At 43.1% G+C, this 17,722-nt stretch carries 20 protein-coding genes; 4 read left to right on the top strand and 16 right to left on the bottom strand.

Annotation, left to right across the window (positions count from 1 at the left end):
* Positions 1 to 95: 95 nt before the first annotated feature.
* Positions 96 to 1,598 (bottom strand): cardiolipin synthase, encoded by a 1,503-nt coding sequence (gene cls / locus C6Y03_RS05345; RefSeq protein WP_060597739.1) that lies wholly within the window; start codon positions 1,596 to 1,598, stop codon positions 96 to 98.
* A gap of 157 nt (positions 1,599 to 1,755) precedes the next feature.
* On the opposite strand from cls, the gene C6Y03_RS05340 reads away from it, so the two are divergent.
* The gene (locus tag C6Y03_RS05340) at positions 1,756 to 2,727 is read left to right on the top strand and encodes a S66 family peptidase (protein WP_106038965.1); all 972 of its coding nucleotides are present in this window, start codon (positions 1,756 to 1,758) and stop codon (positions 2,725 to 2,727) included.
* 293 nt (positions 2,728 to 3,020) lie between these two features.
* Here the strand turns inward: C6Y03_RS05340 and argS are convergent, their stop codons facing one another.
* The 5 genes from argS to speE all read right to left on the bottom strand — a co-directional run bounded on the left by argS (position 3,021) and on the right by speE (position 7,427).
* Positions 3,021 to 4,694 (bottom strand): arginine--tRNA ligase, encoded by a 1,674-nt coding sequence (gene argS, locus C6Y03_RS05335; RefSeq protein ID WP_106038964.1) that lies wholly within the window; start codon positions 4,692 to 4,694, stop codon positions 3,021 to 3,023.
* Positions 4,691 to 5,113 carry a YwiB family protein gene (locus C6Y03_RS05330; protein ID WP_106030620.1) on the bottom strand — a complete coding sequence of 141 codons (423 nt, stop codon included), beginning with the start codon at positions 5,111 to 5,113 and terminating at the stop codon, positions 4,691 to 4,693. The genes argS and C6Y03_RS05330 overlap by 4 nt, the downstream gene beginning before the upstream one ends.
* A 238-nt stretch (positions 5,114 to 5,351) precedes the next feature.
* Positions 5,352 to 5,585, bottom strand: coding sequence for a hypothetical protein (locus tag C6Y03_RS05325; RefSeq protein ID WP_223256474.1), 234 nt, complete (start codon positions 5,583 to 5,585; stop codon positions 5,352 to 5,354).
* A 69-nt stretch (positions 5,586 to 5,654) separates the two neighbouring features.
* Positions 5,655 to 6,527, bottom strand: coding sequence for an agmatinase (gene speB, locus C6Y03_RS05320; protein WP_088003052.1), 873 nt, complete (start codon positions 6,525 to 6,527; stop codon positions 5,655 to 5,657).
* Positions 6,528 to 6,596: 69 nt separating this feature from the next.
* Complete coding sequence (speE, locus tag C6Y03_RS05315; RefSeq protein ID WP_012011597.1) at positions 6,597 to 7,427, bottom strand: spermidine synthase; 831 nt, start codon at positions 7,425 to 7,427, stop codon at positions 6,597 to 6,599.
* Between the two features lie 224 nt (positions 7,428 to 7,651).
* Between speE and C6Y03_RS05310 the strand changes: the two genes are divergently transcribed.
* Positions 7,652 to 9,721, top strand: coding sequence for a transglycosylase domain-containing protein (locus tag C6Y03_RS05310; RefSeq protein WP_106038963.1), 2,070 nt, complete (start codon positions 7,652 to 7,654; stop codon positions 9,719 to 9,721).
* A gap of 125 nt (positions 9,722 to 9,846) precedes the next feature.
* Here the strand turns inward: C6Y03_RS05310 and C6Y03_RS05305 are convergent, their stop codons facing one another.
* Positions 9,847 to 10,365, bottom strand: coding sequence for a YwhD family protein (locus C6Y03_RS05305; protein WP_060597510.1), 519 nt, complete (start codon positions 10,363 to 10,365; stop codon positions 9,847 to 9,849).
* A 12-nt stretch (positions 10,366 to 10,377) separates the two neighbouring features.
* Complete coding sequence (locus C6Y03_RS05300) at positions 10,378 to 11,034, bottom strand: site-2 protease family protein (RefSeq protein WP_189318230.1); 657 nt, start codon at positions 11,032 to 11,034, stop codon at positions 10,378 to 10,380.
* A 114-nt stretch (positions 11,035 to 11,148) separates the two neighbouring features.
* Between C6Y03_RS05300 and C6Y03_RS05295 the strand changes: the two genes are divergently transcribed.
* Positions 11,149 to 11,334, top strand: coding sequence for a 2-hydroxymuconate tautomerase (locus tag C6Y03_RS05295; RefSeq protein WP_012011601.1), 186 nt, complete (start codon positions 11,149 to 11,151; stop codon positions 11,332 to 11,334).
* A gap of 50 nt (positions 11,335 to 11,384) precedes the next feature.
* Here the strand turns inward: C6Y03_RS05295 and C6Y03_RS05290 are convergent, their stop codons facing one another.
* From C6Y03_RS05290 to C6Y03_RS05275, 4 genes are all read right to left on the bottom strand, one after another.
* Entirely contained in the window at positions 11,385 to 12,197 is an 813-nt protein-coding gene (locus tag C6Y03_RS05290) for a zinc-dependent metalloprotease (RefSeq protein ID WP_060597512.1), read from the bottom strand.
* Between the two features lie 223 nt (positions 12,198 to 12,420).
* Positions 12,421 to 12,921 carry a YwgA family protein gene (locus C6Y03_RS05285; RefSeq protein WP_012011603.1) on the bottom strand — a complete coding sequence of 167 codons (501 nt, stop codon included), beginning with the start codon at positions 12,919 to 12,921 and terminating at the stop codon, positions 12,421 to 12,423.
* A 30-nt stretch (positions 12,922 to 12,951) separates the two neighbouring features.
* A complete protein-coding gene (locus C6Y03_RS05280) occupies positions 12,952 to 14,253 on the bottom strand; it encodes an HD domain-containing protein (RefSeq protein WP_007497716.1) in 1,302 nt (433 codons plus the stop codon).
* A gap of 170 nt (positions 14,254 to 14,423) precedes the next feature.
* Entirely contained in the window at positions 14,424 to 14,645 is a 222-nt protein-coding gene (locus C6Y03_RS05275) for a YuzB family protein (protein ID WP_003215259.1), read from the bottom strand.
* 238 nt (positions 14,646 to 14,883) lie between these two features.
* On the opposite strand from C6Y03_RS05275, the gene C6Y03_RS05270 reads away from it, so the two are divergent.
* Complete coding sequence (locus C6Y03_RS05270; protein ID WP_034660339.1) at positions 14,884 to 15,684, top strand: RsfA family transcriptional regulator; 801 nt, start codon at positions 14,884 to 14,886, stop codon at positions 15,682 to 15,684.
* Positions 15,685 to 15,717: 33 nt separating this feature from the next.
* On the opposite strand, the gene C6Y03_RS05265 is transcribed toward C6Y03_RS05270, so the two are convergent.
* The 4 genes from C6Y03_RS05265 to C6Y03_RS05250 form a co-directional block, all read right to left on the bottom strand.
* Positions 15,718 to 15,951: a DUF5970 family protein gene (locus tag C6Y03_RS05265; protein WP_034660341.1), complete on the bottom strand. Its 234-nt coding sequence runs from the start codon at positions 15,949 to 15,951 to the stop codon at positions 15,718 to 15,720.
* A 19-nt stretch (positions 15,952 to 15,970) separates the two neighbouring features.
* On the bottom strand, positions 15,971 to 16,816 hold the full coding sequence (gene lipL, locus C6Y03_RS05260) for an octanoyl-[GcvH]:protein N-octanoyltransferase (RefSeq protein ID WP_066031595.1): 846 nt from the start codon (positions 16,814 to 16,816) through the stop codon (positions 15,971 to 15,973).
* A 170-nt stretch (positions 16,817 to 16,986) separates the two neighbouring features.
* On the bottom strand, positions 16,987 to 17,292 hold the full coding sequence (locus C6Y03_RS05255) for an SMI1/KNR4 family protein (RefSeq protein WP_223253279.1): 306 nt from the start codon (positions 17,290 to 17,292) through the stop codon (positions 16,987 to 16,989).
* A 157-nt stretch (positions 17,293 to 17,449) separates the two neighbouring features.
* Positions 17,450 to 17,722: a hypothetical protein gene (locus C6Y03_RS05250; protein WP_106030624.1), complete on the bottom strand. Its 273-nt coding sequence runs from the start codon at positions 17,720 to 17,722 to the stop codon at positions 17,450 to 17,452.

Here is a 17,722-nt window from a genome sequence, read left to right as displayed (position 1 = left end):
ACCTCATTTCCTCTATAATTGATAATCATTTTCAATTATAGAGGAATCCTCTTTGAAATACTAGATCAGGAAATGATTTCTTTGACTTGAAATCCTCATAACACGCCAGAAAACAACCGGGCAAATGATTCCTTCAATCGCTCTTTTAACCCTCTTTTATAAAAATGAACAGGTCCCATTTGCTCACATTCTTTCATATCTTCCTCATAGTGGGCCATCAGTTGCTCAATTGGCTTTTTCGCGGCTGTAAAGACATTGACCTCAAAATTGAGCTGAAAGCTTCTCATATCCACATTTGCGGTGCCGACAGAGGCAAGTTCTCCATCTGCGATCATCACTTTTTGATGCATGAAGCCCTTTTGATAGTGATACACCTTGATACCTTCTTTTAGAAGCTCAGAAAAATAGGATCGTGTGGCGTATTGTGTGAGAAAGCCGTCATTGATCTCCGGAACCATCACCCGGACATCCACCCCTCTTGTAGCAGCAATTTTTAATGCTGTACGAAGGGATTCATTTGGGACAAAATAAGGTGTTGCAATCCAGACAAATTGTTTCGCATTTGAGATGAGTGCATCATATAAATCACTCATACTTTCTTTCATATCGGGTCCAGTCGGTACAACCTGAATGACATCCTCTCCCGTCACAGAGTGCGGCGTATGATACTTCGGATCATCAATTAATACTTCATCTGATACATACTCCCAGTCGAGCATAAAAACAGAGTGAAGGGTTTGAACAGCCTCACCCTTTAACATGGTATGCGTATCACGCCAAAAACCGATATTTTCATCACGTCCGACATATTCTTTTCCGACATTTAACCCACCGACAAACCCTGTCTTCCCATCAATTATCACGATTTTGCGGTGATTTCGGAAATTGAATTTTTGATTAAAAAAACCATATTTTAAAGGCAGAAAAGGAGCGACCTTTACTCCTTCCTGCTTCAAGCGTTTAATATCTTTTCGGGAGAAGCGAATGCTGCCAGCCGCATCATAGATGAAGCGAACCTCTACCCCTTCTTTCACTTTTTCTATCAGAATCTCCATCATCCGGTGCCCGAGGAAATCTGATTTGAACATGTAGTATTCTATATGGATGAACGATTTTGCCTTTTTTAATTCTTCAAAAATACGGGGAAAAGTCTCCTCCCCATTCTTTAAAATGTCCATATCACTATTTGTGTTCACATGCATGCCTGTTGCTTTTTCTGTGTAATGAAAAAAAGTTCGCTGATTTTCGGTTAGACGCGATTCATCCGGCTTGCTCTCAAGCTCAGATATTCTGCGTAACTTTTCACGGTTGTACATTCTCTTTGATTTGAATAAATGACCTTTCACATAGAGCTGTCCTGAGAACAAATAAAACATATAGCCAATGATCGGGAAAAAGATCAGCACATACATCCATAACAACGTGTGCTGTGATGTACGGTTCTCTAGCATGAGTGAGATGATACTAAATAAAATAATGGCGATATAAACTGCCGCGTACAGCTGAATGCTCCACGCTGGCACCGGCCACCAATACACCACATATGCCCCGAATATCATAAAATATAAAAATAAAAATTCCAGTCTCCTCTTTTTCACATTCTCCGCCCTCATTCGTTTCTGTCTTTTTCTCTTCCATACCCTTTGCACAGCTTGTATGAAACGCACGGCCTATGACTTTCTCCTAGCTTTTACAGACTTGGACCATTTGATCCGATATAATGGAGAAATATGTGATGGAAAGGAAGATTTGTTTATGCATACACCCTCTCCTTTAAAAAAGGGCGATCATATTCGTGTCATTGCTCCAAGCCGAAGTGCCAGCATTTTATCAGAAGATGGAATCTCTCAATCAAAAAAACGTTTAGAGACCTTAGGTTTCACTGTCTCTTTTGGAAAACACGCGTTTGAATGTGATCTTCATTCCTCGTTATCCATTGAACACCGCTTGTCTGATCTGCATGAGGCGTTCACAGATGATGAAGTCGACGGTATTTTGACAGCCATCGGAGGCTTCAATTGCAATGAACTCTTGCCTTACATTGATTACGACTTGATTCGTCAGCATCCTAAAGTTCTTTGCGGCTACAGTGATATCACCGCACTCGCAAGCGCCATTACCGCCAAATGTGATATGGTGACATACTCTGGACCCCATTTCTCCAGCTTCCAAATGGAGCAGGGGCAAGAGGAGCAGTCCGCTATGTTTCAGGCCTGCTTGATGAACGGCGGTGAGCCATTTGATGTGATCCCTTCGACAAAATGGAGTGATGACGCGTGGTATCTCGATCAAGCGAACAGGCAGTTTCATCCGACGAAATGGAAAATGTATCAGGAAGGAACAGCTGAAGGCACCTTGTTTGGCGGAAACCTTTGTACACTGAACTTACTGCAAGGGACATCGTTTATGCCTCAAATCAAGGATGCCATCTTATTTGTAGAGGATGATGAGTTGGTCTTCCCTGAAATGTTCGCCAGAGACCTCACCTCCCTCATGCAGCATGCAGAATCAATCAAAGGGTTGATCATCGGACGCTTCCAAAAGAAATCCGAGATGACAGAGGAACATTTGAGGTTCATTTTAGATAAACATCCAATGCTCAAACACATCCCAGTGATCTACGATGTCGATATCGGACATACGCAGCCGGTCTTCACCTTACCGATTGGCGGAGACGTGAAGCTAGCGTGTAAAGATGGAGCCGTGCAGCTGCGCATTCTATCATAAAACAGAGCCAAAAAAGCACCCAAATAAACGGTGCTTTTTTCTATGCCACGATCTTTTATAAAATTTTTTTAGAAAAAAGTGATCCAACCCTTTTCCCCCTTCGTTAAGTAGATGTAAAAAGAAAAGAGAGGAGGCAACAACATGTTTTCTGATGTACTTAGCCAATTATTTGATTCTATTTCTAACATTATTAATACGCTTGGGTAATGTTCAACACCTGCTGTCCTTAGAAGATAGCGGGTGTTTTCACATCAAAAAGCCCCACTCCTATAGTAGAGCGGGGCTTTTTTGTATTACATCTTTTCCGGTGCCGATACACCAATTAGTTTTAATGCATTAGCAAGCGTAATTTGTGTAGCTTTCATAAGTGAAAGACGTGCTGTTGTTTTTGTTTCGTTTTCTACATCAATGACCTTCTCGGCATTGTAGAAGCTGTGAAGGGCTGATGCAAGGTCATAAATATAGTTCGTCACGCGGTGCGGAATGCGCTTTTCAGCTGCTTCTGCTACAACTTCTGGGAAGCTGCCAATGATTTTGAGAAGATCGTATTCTTTTTCCGATTGAATGTGAGAGAAATCTGCTTTTTCAAGGTTCGGCTCGTAGCCTTTTTCTTCACCTTGACGCAGCATGCTGCAAATTCTCGCATGTGCATATTGTGCGTAGTACACAGGGTTTTCGTTAGACGTAGAGATGGCTAAGTCTAGGTCAAAGTCCATGTGTGTCGCCGCACTTCTCATCGCAAAGAAATAACGAGTGGCATCTAAGCCTACTTCTTCAATCAGGTCACGCATGGTGACAGCTTTTCCTGTACGCTTACTCATTTTCATCTTTTCACCGTTTTTGTAAAGGTGAACGAGCTGAATGATTTCTACTTCGAGCTTGCCAGCTGGATATCCAAGTGCTTGAATCGCCGCTTTCATTCGGGGGATATAGCCGTGATGGTCCGCTCCCCAAATGTTAATGAGCTGATCAAAGCCTCTGTCTAGTTTGTCTTTATGATATGCGATGTCTGGAAGCAAGTAAGTGAAGCTGCCGTCTTTTTTAATCAGCACGCGGTCCTTGTCATCGCCAAAATCAGTTGAACGTAGCCACGTTGCACCGTCTTCTTCAAAGACATAGCCTTTAGCGCGAAGGGTTTCCAGCGCTGGTTCGATTTTTCCGTTTTCATATAAAGAGGTTTCTGAATACCATACATCAAATGGGACACGGAAATTCTCAAGGTCTACACGCAATTTCTCTAATTCGTATTTTAATCCGTATTCACGGAAGAACTTCATCCGCTCTTCTTCTGGCTCATGCACGAAACGGTCACCAAATTCATCCGCAAGCTTTTGCCCGATGCCTTTGATGTCTTCTCCTCTGTAGCCGTCTTCAGGCATATCTTTCTCAAGACCGAGTGCCTCAAAGTAACGTACTTCTACAGATAAAGCGAGGTTATTGATTTGATTCCCTGCATCGTTGATATAGTATTCACGGCTCACATCGAACCCTGCTTTATCAAGGATGTTGCAAAGGGAATCACCTACAGCTGCTCCGCGGGCATGTCCAAGGTGAAGGTCACCTGTTGGGTTGGCTGAGACGAATTCGACTTGCACCTTTTGGCCGCCGCCTGTATTCGTTTCGCCATATGCCTCTTTTGCTTCAAGGACAGCTGGGATGAGCTTTGTTAAATACTGATTGTTCATATAAAAGTTAATGAATCCTGGACCTGCGATATCCAGTTTTTCAATAGAAGCTTTCCCTTTATCAAACGCTTTGACAATGTCCTCTGCGATTTGGCGAGGTGCTTTTTTCGCAATGCGGGCAAGCTGCATCGCCATGTTGGTGGAGTAATCACCATGAGTTTTGTCTTTCGGCACTTCTAAAAGGACATCTGGTACCTGGCTTTCATCAGCAAGTCCTGCTTTGACGACTGCCGCAATGATTTCTTCTTTTAACGCATCTTTGACCTGTTCTGCGATATTCATGAACGTAAATCCTCCTTATACGAAATCGATAATGTATGTAAATGCTTTTGATCTTCCCCTGTCAGCATATCGTACGTAATGTGCAGCAGTCCCTTGTCCACATCGAGATCAATGCCATGTGTGTGTACATCAAGCTGTAGTGTACCGAATGGCATCGTGTAATGTGTGACGGTCGTTTCTCCGATGAGAAAGCGCTGCTTCATTTGAATGGCCCCTGATCTCATGACAAAAATTTCTTTTTCACTCATTTTCACAACGGTTTTTACTTGACCCATTTCATGTTCTTCATGGTAAGTGAGATACGTTTTGTCATCCTTCTCTTGATACGTTCCAGTCGTGCGGAATTCGGTCGTTTCAGCCGGCTCCGTCTCTGGTTTCATCACTGACTTGACATGAATTGAAATTTGGTTTTGTGTCATTTTGCACTTCCTTTGCTAAGACCCGTTTAACTAAAATAGTATACCATATTCATGATCGCCTATCATACCATCATTTCTCTTCTTCACGGCGATTAAACTTCGTTTTTGATCTTCCGCCATCCCTTTAGAAAAAAAGAAACAGGACACTCACTAATACCACCAATCCAGCCTTTACGCCCAAGTCTTTTCTGTTGATTAAATAAAAAAGAGCTTGTACGCCTGAACTTGCCAAAAATACCTAAAAAAAATCAAATGGCACGATTTGCGTCTGCTTACATACCACCTGCATGAATAACGCAATGGCCGTCAGATAGAAAAAGCCTCGATCCTGAAACAGCCCCAACATCTCTTCCTTTGCTTCTTTTTTCGAAGCAAAAACGGGCGGCTCAGCTTTGAGCTCTCGTTTCAGCGTGAGAATGCCTGCCGCTAACACACATAAAGCGAGAAGCACCATCAATATAGAAGAAAACATGAACTGCCTCCTTTTCCATGTAAAAAAAGAGCTTGTCCACATGAGATGACAAGCTCCTCTATCAAGGTGTTATTTCACAAATCCAAGCAGCATTTCGCGTAAAAGCTTGCTCGCTGTATTCGCTGTTTGGTCAGAATGATCATATACAGGTGCTACCTCAACAAGGTCTGCACCGACTACTTGGACATCAGAACCTGCAATCGCATGAATAGATGCAAGCAGCTCTTTTGATGTAATACCGCCAGCATCCACCGTGCCTGTACCAGGTGCATGAGCCGGGTCTAATACATCAATGTCGATCGTCACATAAACTGGACGCCCCTTCAGCTTTGGCAATACTTGCTTCAATGGCTCCAGCACTTCAAATTTAGAAATGTGCATGCCCGCTTCTTTTGCCCATTCAAATTCTTCCTTCATCCCAGAACGAATCCCGAAAGAGAACACATTCTCAGGTCCAATAAGTCCTGCTACTTTACGAATCGGTGTTGAATGAGACAGCGGCTCACCCTCATATTCCTCACGAAGATCCGTATGTGCGTCCATATGAATAATCGCCAAATCAGGGTATTTCTTATGCATCGCACGGAAAACCGGCCAAGACACAAGATGCTCACCGCCCATTCCTAATGGAAACTTCCCTTTTTCTAAAATGCTGTCGACATACTCTTCAATTAAGTCTAAGCTTTTCTGTGCATTTCCAAAAGGAAGTGGAATGTCACCGGCATCAAAGAATGGCACCTCGTGAAGCTCACGATCTAAATAAGGGCTGTACTCCTCTAAACCGATCGATACTTCACGAATGCGGTTCGGACCGAAACGTGAGCCTGGGCGGTAACTGACGGTCCAGTCCATCGGCATGCCGTATAAAATGACTTTTGCATCTTCCCATGTCGGATGACTTCCAATAAACACTTTTCCTGAATAAGCCTCGTCGAATCTCATGCAAGATTCCTCCTTTTACGCTTCAAAAAATGCGCAAACTGTCATTTGCGCATTTCCACTTCGCTTGATTTATTTGATTAAGTCACTCACAAATTTCGGCAGAACGAATGCCGCTTTGTGCAATTCTTTTGTGTAATATTTAGTCTCAATATCAAAGAAACGGCTGTCTTCTACAGCAAGTGGATCATATTTTTTTGAACCGATGGTAAATGTCCAAAGACCACTTGGATACGTTGGAATATTCGCTGTGTAAAGCTTCGTGATTGGGAAAATCTCTTTCACATCGCGCTGTACATTTGTAATTAGCTCAGGTGTGAACCAAGGGTTGTCCGTTTGTGCCACGAAAATACCGTCTTCTTTGAGTGCTTTTGAAATTCCTGCGTAAAATCCTTTAGAGAACAGGTTCACAGCTGGTCCAACTGGTTCAGTTGAGTCCACCATGATGACATCATACTCATTGTCAGCTTCAGCAATGTGCATAAAGCCGTCTCCGACTTTAACATCTACACGAGGATCGTCTAGTTTCCCAGCAATAGAAGGAAGGAATTTCTTCGAGTATTCGATGACTTTGCCATCAATATCAACAAGTGTCGCTTTTTTCACACTTGGATGCTTCAGGATTTCACGAATGACACCGCCGTCTCCTCCGCCTACGACAAGAACATTTTCCGGGTTTGGATGAGTGAAAAGAGGAACATGTGCCACCATTTCGTGGTATACAAACTCATCTTTCTCAGATGTCATCACCATACCGTCTAAAAACAGCATATTGCCAAACTCTTCTGTTTCCACCATTTCTAAATGCTGAAAATCTGTTTGTTCTGTGTGAAGGGTTTTGTTCACCTTCAATGTAATACCAAAATTCTTCGTTTGCTTCTCTGTATACCAAAGTTCGCTCATTGTCCATCTTCCTCTCATCCAATAATAAACAAACATCTATTGTTAGCGCCTTTATCGGCTATGACTATATCGATTGTCCAAGAAAAAAGTATAGTGGATTCATATCAAATTGTAAAGAACCGCATGAGTTCTCTTCAATTTTAATGCACGCTCTTGCAATCATTTGTTTAAAACGGTTTTCTTTGTTCCATACTGATAAAAAACCGTCAAAATGGGGGCTTTGCATGGACACAATCATGAGTAATAAAAAAATCCGCATGACCGTGAAAACGATTCGAGCCTGTTTTTTTATCGGCTTGCTCGCTTTTCTATTTGCAGGCACTGTCTTTTTGACGATTCTTTTACTTGCCAAATGGCAAGGTGCCCCTTCTGTTCAAGTTCCCCAATCCACGACCATTTATGCAGCCGATGGTTCAAAGCTTGGAGAATCCAGCTTTGGAGAAAAGAGATATTGGGTGCCATTAAAGGACATGTCCCCTCATATCAGGCAGGCAGCTGTAGCTGTAGAGGATAAAACCTTTTATGAGCATCATGGCTTTGATGTGAAACGGATGGCGGGTGCTGCAGTGGCTGATATTCGTGCCATGGCTAAGGTACAAGGAGCCAGCACGATCACCCAGCAATATGCACGAAACCTGTATTTAGATCATGATAAAACGTGGAAGCGGAAGTGGAATGAAGCCTTTTACACGATCCGCTTAGAGCAAAACTATACAAAAGATGAGATTTTAGAAGGATACTTGAACACCATTTATTATGGTCACGGAGCGTATGGCGTAGAAGCGGCGTCCCGGCTGTATTTCGGGAAAAAAGCGAAGAATTTGACCCTCGCTGAATCTGCCTTACTTGCCGGTATCCCAAAGGGCCCTTCTCTCTACTCCCCTTATGTGAATGAAGAGAAAGCCGGCGCAAGAAAGAATATGATTTTGAGGCACATGCAAGAGGACGGCATGATTACGAAAAAGGCAGCCGCTGAAGCCGCGAAAGAAAAACTGTCCTATCGCCCTTTGCAGAAGAAGCAGCTGCAAGCAAAGCAAGCCCCGTATTTTTATGATGATGTAATTCGTGAGTTGAAACAAAGCTTGGGGTTAACTGAGGAGCAGATCGAAACCTATGGCCTTCATATCCAAACGACTTTAAATCCAGAGTTACAGAAAATCGCAGAGAAGACGTTAAAAAACACGATGTATTCGAAATCAGACATCCAAATCGGTTTTACTGCTATTCATCCCCAAACAGGTCATGTACTCGCCCTCATAGGGGGAAGAGATTATGAGAAAAGTCCATTCAACCGAGTGACACAAGCGAAAAGACAGCCCGGTTCAACAATGAAACCTCTTCTCTATTACATTGCCTTGCAAAATGGGTTTACACCAGCAACCGTCATGCGCAGTGAAGAAACGGTTTTTGAGCTCGATGATCAAGGAAGCGGTGCTGCTTATTCACCAAGCAATTATCATGGCTATTACGCCAATGATGGCATTACCATGCTTCAGGCCTTGGCGCTGTCTGATAATATTTATGCCGTGAAAACCCATCTATTTTTAGGAATGGAGCAGCTTGTACGTGCTGGCAAAACATTTGGAATCAACGAAAAACTAGATCAAGTGCCATCACTTGCCCTTGGCACGTCCCCTGTCAAACCAATTGAAATGACCAATGCTTACGCCATGCTGGTCAACGGCGGAAAACGCGTCAAACCAACCTTTATTACGAAAGTAACGGACGCAAAAGGCAACGTGCTTTATGAAGAAAAACAAAAACGAGAGCAAGTCCTAGATGAAAAAGCAGCATTTATTACCACCGATATGATGTCAGGAATGTTCAATGATCAGTTAAACGGCTATACGAGTGTCACTGGCCGCACCATTATGAAGGATCTCACACGAACATACGGAGGGAAATCGGGAACGACAGGAGCCGACAGCTGGATGATCGGCTTCTCTCCCCAGCTCGTCACAGGTGTGTGGACGGGCTATGATAAAGGGCGCACCATTGACTCGGTCGAAGAAACAGCCTATGCAAAAAAGATATGGGCATCCTTTATGGAATCAGCCCTCTCGAAGCAGCCAGCCTCCTCCTTCATGCCGCCAGACGGTGTAAAAGGTGTGTATATCAATCCAAAAACCGGCGATCTCGCAGGCCCAGGATGTGAATCAAAGGTATTCACCTATTTTATAGAAGGAACGGAGCCGACAGGTGTCTGCTACGGTGCTGAGGACAAAGCCTCTGAACAAGATCCGGTTCAAGATCAAAAACCAAAGAAATGGTGGGAAAAGTGGCTGAAACGTTAAAAAAAGACATGAAAAACCCCGAGATCTGCATCTCGGGATTCTCCATGTCCTAGCTTTAACACCAGTTTACTCAAAAACCAGCTGGAATTGGTAGCAATTCACCATTCTTCACAAAAATTTCACAATTATTCAGAGACAGACAATCCTTCTTTTAATTCATCTGTGGATGCTTCCCATAGTGCTTCATTATGACTCTTCAAGAAATCAGCCAGCACCTTTTTCGAGACGTCATCCATATGACTGACGACGATTTTTCGCTTCATTGATTTATCCATTAAATTCACATGCTCTGGAAGCGACTTATACCCGCGGCGGATTGAACGGTCGACGGTCATTTCACATGCCGTCACACCCGCATAATAAGGGCCTTCTTCTCTGCGGTCAATGGTTACCCATACGAGCCAATACGGCTTTCCGTTCGGTACCTCTTCTTTGCTTTTCAAGAATTTAATCCCTTTTTCCACGGCACTTCTCGCATGCATTGCACCAATATCAATGACCGCTTCCTTTTCCTCTACGTCAATGATCACTGGCGAAATGTTATCTAGGCTGAGCGCACCCGCTCCAAAGCCTCCGTGTCCGTCGGTTGCATCTGTTTTTTTAATGATATTAAAACCAATTGGTTTCTTCTTTTTACCTTCCATTCATTAAACCTCCTAAAGCAGCGGCTTCAAAATAAGTCCAAACCATTGAATGATTTGATCCCGCATTCCGATCAATGGACCAAAAATAAATTGTCCTAGCGGCGTGATCACGAATATGAGAAAAATAATGATCCCATATTGTTCGAATTGCGTCATTTTCGCCCGGATACGAGGGCTGACGACGTCCTCAATAATACGATACCCATCCAGCGGTGGAAGTGGCAATAAGTTAAATAGGAACAAAATGACGTTTAAGTTAATAAAGATTCGGAAGAAATAATCGACTCCCGGCTCAAAGCGCATGAGCGTCTCCCCACCAAATTTCTGAAGAAGCACGTACACGAAAAAGCCTAGAAACGCCAACACCAAATTACTTAAAGGACCAGCAATCGAGACGCAGATTCCTGCTAAGCGCGGGTTTTTAAAATGGTAACGATTGACCGGCACAGGTCTCGCCCAGCCGAATCCAGCCACAAAGATCAAAATCGTCCCAAATACATCAAGATGCTTCAGTGGATTTAATGTGAGTCTCCCTTGGTTCTTAGCTGTCGGGTCTCCGAAACGATACGCAACATATGCATGCGCCAGCTCGTGCATCGTAAATGCAACAACAAGCGTAATGGCGACATATGGAATAAGTTCTAATGGATACACAAGAAATTGGTCCAAAGGCATGAATCCCTCTTTCTTTCTATACAATGATTTACTTCATTCAGTATACTATAAGAAGTCCCTTAAACTAAAGGGAAGCGTAGCACGAAAAGGAAAAAGGAGGTTTTCGCATTGCCGATTGTCACCGTTCAAATGCTAGAAGGAAGAACAGACGAGCAGAAAAGAGCTCTTGTAGAGAAAGTCACTGATGCTGTTGTTGAAACAACAGGCGCAGGTGCAGAAAAAGTCTCTGTCATTATTGAAGAAATGAAAAAAGAACACTATGCCGTAGCAGGAAAACGAATCAGCGACCTGTAAGCATAAAAAAAGGACAAGCACATAGGGTGTTTGTCCTTTTGTCTCTTATTTTATCTGTACCACGCTTTGTTACGGTTCACTTGATTTTTATGAGCCGCATCAAAGAAATCGACTGTGTAGGAATAATCATAATTCATTAAGCAGACAATGCCGCTGCCTTGAGGGTCATGCGGTAAGCCAAAGTTATGACCGTATTCATGCGTAGCCGCTTTTGCTGTATTCGCTGTTCCTTGATCAAGGTTGACGGCAAATGCACTTCCGCTCGGTGCACTATTGTATACATATGCGATTCCGCCCGCATCAAAGTTTGGATTTGCTGTAAATCCTGTGACAAAATCGTATCCTCTGCCATCAAAGCTGCGCTGAAGGTTTGACAAGATTTGCTCTGCATTTGATCCAGAAGATGTCCAAGATCCTACTGCTTGTACGACAAAGTCTACATCATGGTCACGGTTAAAGGTGACGTCCGCTTGCTCAATAATGCTGACAATCCGCGTCTGCCAGTCACTATATTTCGCACGATACTGCGCATCTGCTACAGCATAGACCGTTACTTTCTGACTGCCTGTACTTGCCTTTGTTGAAATAGAATCTCCTGTATTCGCCTTAAAGGTTCTAGAGCCTACCTGCTTACCAGACTCATCTAATACCTTTGTTTTCACATCTCGTTCAATTGGAGGTGCTTTCGTCAAATCTTTAAAATCGTTTGCCTTTGGCAACCCCTCACTAATATGTGTTTCGAACGGCGCATGACCATGATCATGCCCATGACCAGCACTCGCGACTGGTGCCGAAGCTGAACTTACTCCCGGTAACAAACTACCTACCAATAAAAATGACAAAAAGACTGAACGCTTTTTCATTCCTATCCCTCCTTTGATTTTTACAAGGTTATATATTCACTGAAAATTCACCATTTTCCTTCTATTCAGTCAAAAACAGGGAATTAGATACACAGAAAAAAGTCGAAATACGTCATATTCACTAATTTTTCGGATATTTCAGCACACATTTCATCGAAAAATAGCGCTTTTGGTCTGGGTCTTACAAAACAAAAAAAGCCCTAAATGCTGGGCTTTTGCGAAACTAGTTCAATTCCTTCAATTGATCAATATAAGCAAGCGCATCCTCAAATTCTTCGTCCGTATAGCGCTGCTTGCTTTTAATGGTGAAGACCTTTTCCTTTACCTCATCTTCTGGCAGGTCATCAAAGTATAAAATTGTGGAGACGAGCTCTAGGAAACGAGACGACTGCTCGTTCATCTGCTGCGTCAGTACTTTGAGGTCAGGCATGTCCACTTCACACTGATCGAGAAACTCTTTCCCATTGTCCGTCAGCGAATAGCGATATTGATAGTATCCGCCCTTTTTTTCCTTCATTTCGTCCAAGAATCCAAGGTTGCACAGCTCTTCAATTCTGAGCGTCAACTCCTCTGAATAGGGGCCATAAAAATGAAAATCGTATTTCTCGTAAAAAGGCAAATCTAGCTTTTTTGCTATGTAAATCATCTTTTGCAGCTTCTTCCGTCCAACGATTTCCCCTGATTCAGAGAATACCTTCATCAACTTTGCATGCTCTTTCAACAAATTCCCGACATCTCCTTTTTCAGTACTTCCTTATCCCAATCCAAGCAGCTTCATGATCGCCTTCTTTTCTTCAGCTTTTTCCGACATATCTACAATTAAGTCCATCGGGAAATAAAGTTTATGATCGGTTCTTCGTTTACCGGAAATGGCGTCAACAATATCTGACTGTCTCGACAGCTCTTTAATATGACCACTTTGCGTCAAAAGGTGGATCGGCAGTCTCTCTTCTTCCTCTCCTGGTCTGTAGAAGTCGTAGGGCAAGTCAGAGGAAGAGTCGACGACTAAATAATAGTCAGGATCAATGCCTGCCTCCTTGAACAAGGCGGTCAGCTTGAAATATTTCGTCATTTCTTCATTCGGATTAAACTCTGTATATTGGAACAATCGGCGGTTCATAAAACGGCGGCACAAATCAGCCAGCACGTGATCTTCTTCGTCTTCCCACGCCTGAAAATAAAATAAGACAATGGATTCATCCAGCTTAATATAGTCCTCTGTGGTGACATTCCCCTCAAAGATCGAATAAAAATGAACAGGGGCATGTGTGAAAATATAGCCCGTTTCATGCAGCTCTTTTGCACGATGGAGAATTTTCGTTAAAATGACTTCCGCACTGCGTGTCACTGGGTGGAAATAAACTTGCCAGTACATTTGATAGCGGCTCATAATATAATCCTCGACCGCATGCATCCCGCTCTGCTTCATCACAATCTGATCTTCTCTCGGACGCATCACGCGCAAAATACGTTCCATATCAAAATGGCCGTAGCTGACGCCTGTATAGTAGGCATCACGCTGCAAATAGTCCATACGGTCGGCATCAATTTGACTTGAGATCAAACTGACCACCTGTTTGTTTTGATACGTTTTGGCAATCACTTCTGCCACATGCTTCGGGAAATCATCACTAACCCGGCGAAGCACTTCATTGACTTCGGTTTGCCCTAAAATAATATCTCTTGTAAACGATTCATGGTCTAAGTGGAAGACCTTTTCAAAGGAATGAGAAAATGGACCATGTCCGAGGTCATGAAGCAAGGCTGCACTCAGTACAAGCTCGCGTTCTCCCTCATCCCATTCCGGCCGACCTTTGAATACATCATCCACAATCCGTCTCACAATCTCGTATACACCGAGTGAATGATTGAAACGGCTGTGTTCTGCACCATGAAACGTCAAGTAAGTGGTTCCTAGCTGTTTAATTCGTCGCAGGCGCTGAAATTCTCTTGTTCCTATTAAATCCCATATTAATGCGTCCCGTACGTGAACATAACGGTGCACAGGATCTTTAAATACCTTTTCCTCAGATAATTTCCCTTTTGGATACGCCATCGTTTCGTCCCTCTTTTTTTAAGACGTGTTTCTATTATATCGGGTAACTTTCCCCGAAAACATCCTTGAATTTGCTGGTGAATGTGTTCTCAAAGATTGCACGGACGTAAAAAGCCCGACCTGACAGGGACGGACCTCTTTTTAGGTCGACTGAACACATTCAGTGACATTTATTTGACTTTTTTTTGAACCTTTTCGAGTAACTCATCCTCTGTTGGTGCGGATAATGGGCGATTGTTTACAAACGCAAAAGCCTTTTTTCGTCCTGGACCACAATAGGATTGACAGCCAATCTCAATTTTTGCATCAGGGTCAACCGATTTGAGTCGAGGCAGCAACGTCTTTAGGTTCGTCGCATCACAATCGTCACATACGCGAAACTCATTAGCCATGGTCTTACGCTTCCTTTCAATGATGAACTTCATTCTATATGAAACAGTTGGAAAACCAAGAGTCATAATATACCACCCAACATTGTACATCGAAGCGGCTGGACTTGCAAGACGCATTGTAACCGCCGATACGTGCTTACATAAAAGCTAGTATTTTCCACTATCCTTTTAGCAAACTTGTATAAACTTTCTTGAACTTGGCTAATCTAATACCATCAAATCATATGGGGGTTTAAACATGTCAAAACAAAGACAAGATGCTTGGTCAGAGGAAGATGATCTCCTCTTGGCAGAAACCGTCTTACGTCACGTCAGAGAGGGCAGTACACAGCTGAATGCGTTTGAAGAAGTAGGAGACAAGCTGAACCGTACCTCAGCGGCATGCGGTTTTAGATGGAATGCTGTTGTAAGGCATCAATATGAAAAAGCGTTAGCTCTTGCCAAAAAACAGCGAAAACAACGGATGCGCGCACTCGGAAATGGCCAGCCTGCAAAGAAACGATTACTCTATCAGCCGCAAGTAGAAGAAACGGTCACGCAAGAGGAATTCTCACAGGAGCTGGAACCAGCGCAGGAAGAAACGTTTGCACCAGCATCTGAAACAGCCGAGCAGCTCCAGTTTGTGGATCAAAGCTACAATGAAGAGTTAGCTAGTTTATCACATTTATTGTCACAGGCTTCTCATGTCGTAGAGAAAAAGCCAGAAGCCAATCCTTTTAGGCAGCAACAGGATTTAACCATCGAAGATGTCATTGATTTCTTGCGCCGCTATGAAGGCGATGGCCAGCAATCGTCTGCCTTACGCATGGAAAACAGCCGGTTAAAACGAGAAAACAACGAACTTTCACATAAAGTCACACAGCTAGAAGCGGAAGTGAAAAAGCTTGAAAAGGATCAGCTCACCATTCAAGAAGATTATGAAACACTTGTCAAAATCATGAACCGTGCAAGAAAACTAGTTTTGTTTGAAGAGGACGACACTGCCGCTCCAACCTTTAAAATGGACCGGAACGGCAACCTCGAAAAAATGGCAGAATAACCAAAAGTGCTCCCCATCTGCGGGAAGCACTTTTTAAATACCCAAAAATAACATCACACTAAAAAGGACATTAATTAAAAAGACGAACATAAAAATATACCTGACTTGTCTCACCTGAAAATCACCAAATATAAAAAGATAAAGACCTGCGATGCCAAGTGTCAGTACAGGCTGAAGAAACGGCACCAAAAGCGAAATGCCGTAGCCGGCTCCCATGATGACAGGAAGCCATAGTAAATAGAGGTAACCGCCGTTTTTGGATTTCACCAGAACCCTTCCTTTCTTTTTACGAAAACACCTTTTCATTCCGCTCAATCATCCGCGTCATGTTTTTCTCAAATTCCAGCTGTTCTTCTGCGTTCAGTCCTGACGCTGTCAGCTGATCACTGAGCTTTTGAAGCTCTTCTAGCAAAAGACGCATAAGAAGCGTACAATCGATAGGTTCACCGATTAATTCTGATAAAGACGCCATCGTATCAGGCTGTATATCAGGAAATACTGCCTTCACTTCTTGTCGTTTGTCCTTTAAGGCGGCGTTATAAAAACGACGGATCAAGTCGGCACGTTCCCGCCCGCTTCCATCTGCACACAAATAAATTTGCACAGCGACTCCACCGCGTAATCTACGCTGAGAAATGCCTGCAAATTTCTTTCCATTGATGCTTAGATCGTAGCTGCCCGGACAATAAGAGCCGACAATCTCATAAGCTTCAATGTCCACCTCATACTTAGACAGCATCCGGCGGACCAATTCCACCATCGCATCATACCCGCGGTCAATATCAATGCCCTTCTTTTGTTCTGCAAAGATTAATGACACATTCAAGACACCTTCATCCAGCACCACAGCAAGGCCGCCTGAATTGCGTACAATGACGCGATAGCCCTCTTCCTCAAGCAGTTTCACGCCATCTTGCAGAAATGGAAGTCTTGTATCCTGAATCCCAAGCACAATCGTATTGTGATGTACCCAAGAACGCGCTGTCGCTGGTGAGAGACCCTTCCCAACCGACGCACAAAGCGTATCATCCATCGCAAAGGATTGCTTCGGGTCCACATAAAGACCGAGGCTCGATTGATCTATGATTCGCCATTTCGGCTGTGTCAGTAACTCAATAGGTTCATTTTTCATGTCCTGCATATCCTCTCGTTCATAAACTGTGTTTATTATAACATGGGATGAATGGAGGGAGAATGAGAGAGATATCATCAAAATAGCTCCATGACATTTGGCGTCACAGAGCGTTTCAGTTGGATGATTTGGTTTTACTTTTCAGTGATTCATGCATTCAAGCAGTGTGATCATTCAATGATACATCCCTCACTCACCCATTTCAGCAAGTTTCCAGTCATCAACTCAGCATGCTGAGGGTCCATTACACCAGCATCAACAATCCATACCTTTTTCTCATCTTCAACCAGCCGCATGAGAAGTACTTGTCCGCCGCCATCGTCGCCAATCGCTACATAGCTGCTTGCATACTGATAGACTTCCCACGTTGCATTGCGTTCCGCAATGTCCTCAGTGCCGTATAGTAGGACATCGCCTCCAATGGAACATCCATTTGTCTGTTTCAGCAAGGCCTTATAAGCATGGGGCAGCACCATGTTAGCTGGGATTCTGCCTCTTTGATGTGTTTGTCACTTGCTGGTTCATTCATGTGACTGTTTGGGTTTTGAGGGAAATTGATCATGTTTGAGAGCCTCCTATATTCATGATTCTTTTATACATTCGATAATCTGGAACTATAGACAGCAGTCCAAACTAATACAGCATTTCTTTTAGTAAAATTTCCGCTTTATGCAATTCATCTAGAAAGGGATTTAAATAGTCATTGTAACTATCCAAATAGGCTCTTACCCCTCCAATGATTAAGATCTTTTGGAGATCTCCATTGTTTTGAATAAAAATTTGTGCATCTTTATTTCTTTTGTATATTAATTGGAGAATACCTTGATTTATCTCTTGTGAATATTCTTTTTCTAAAAAGTTTATTAGGGTTTGAATTTGATTTATTAGCTCTTCTTTTTTGTTCAT

It is taken from the genome of Bacillus sp. LNXM65 (assembly GCF_002998575.1).
Classification (GTDB): Bacteria; Bacillota; Bacilli; order Bacillales; family Bacillaceae; genus Bacillus.
Note: the sequence above shows the minus strand (reverse complement) of the source record. Positions and strands in the feature narration are given on the sequence as shown.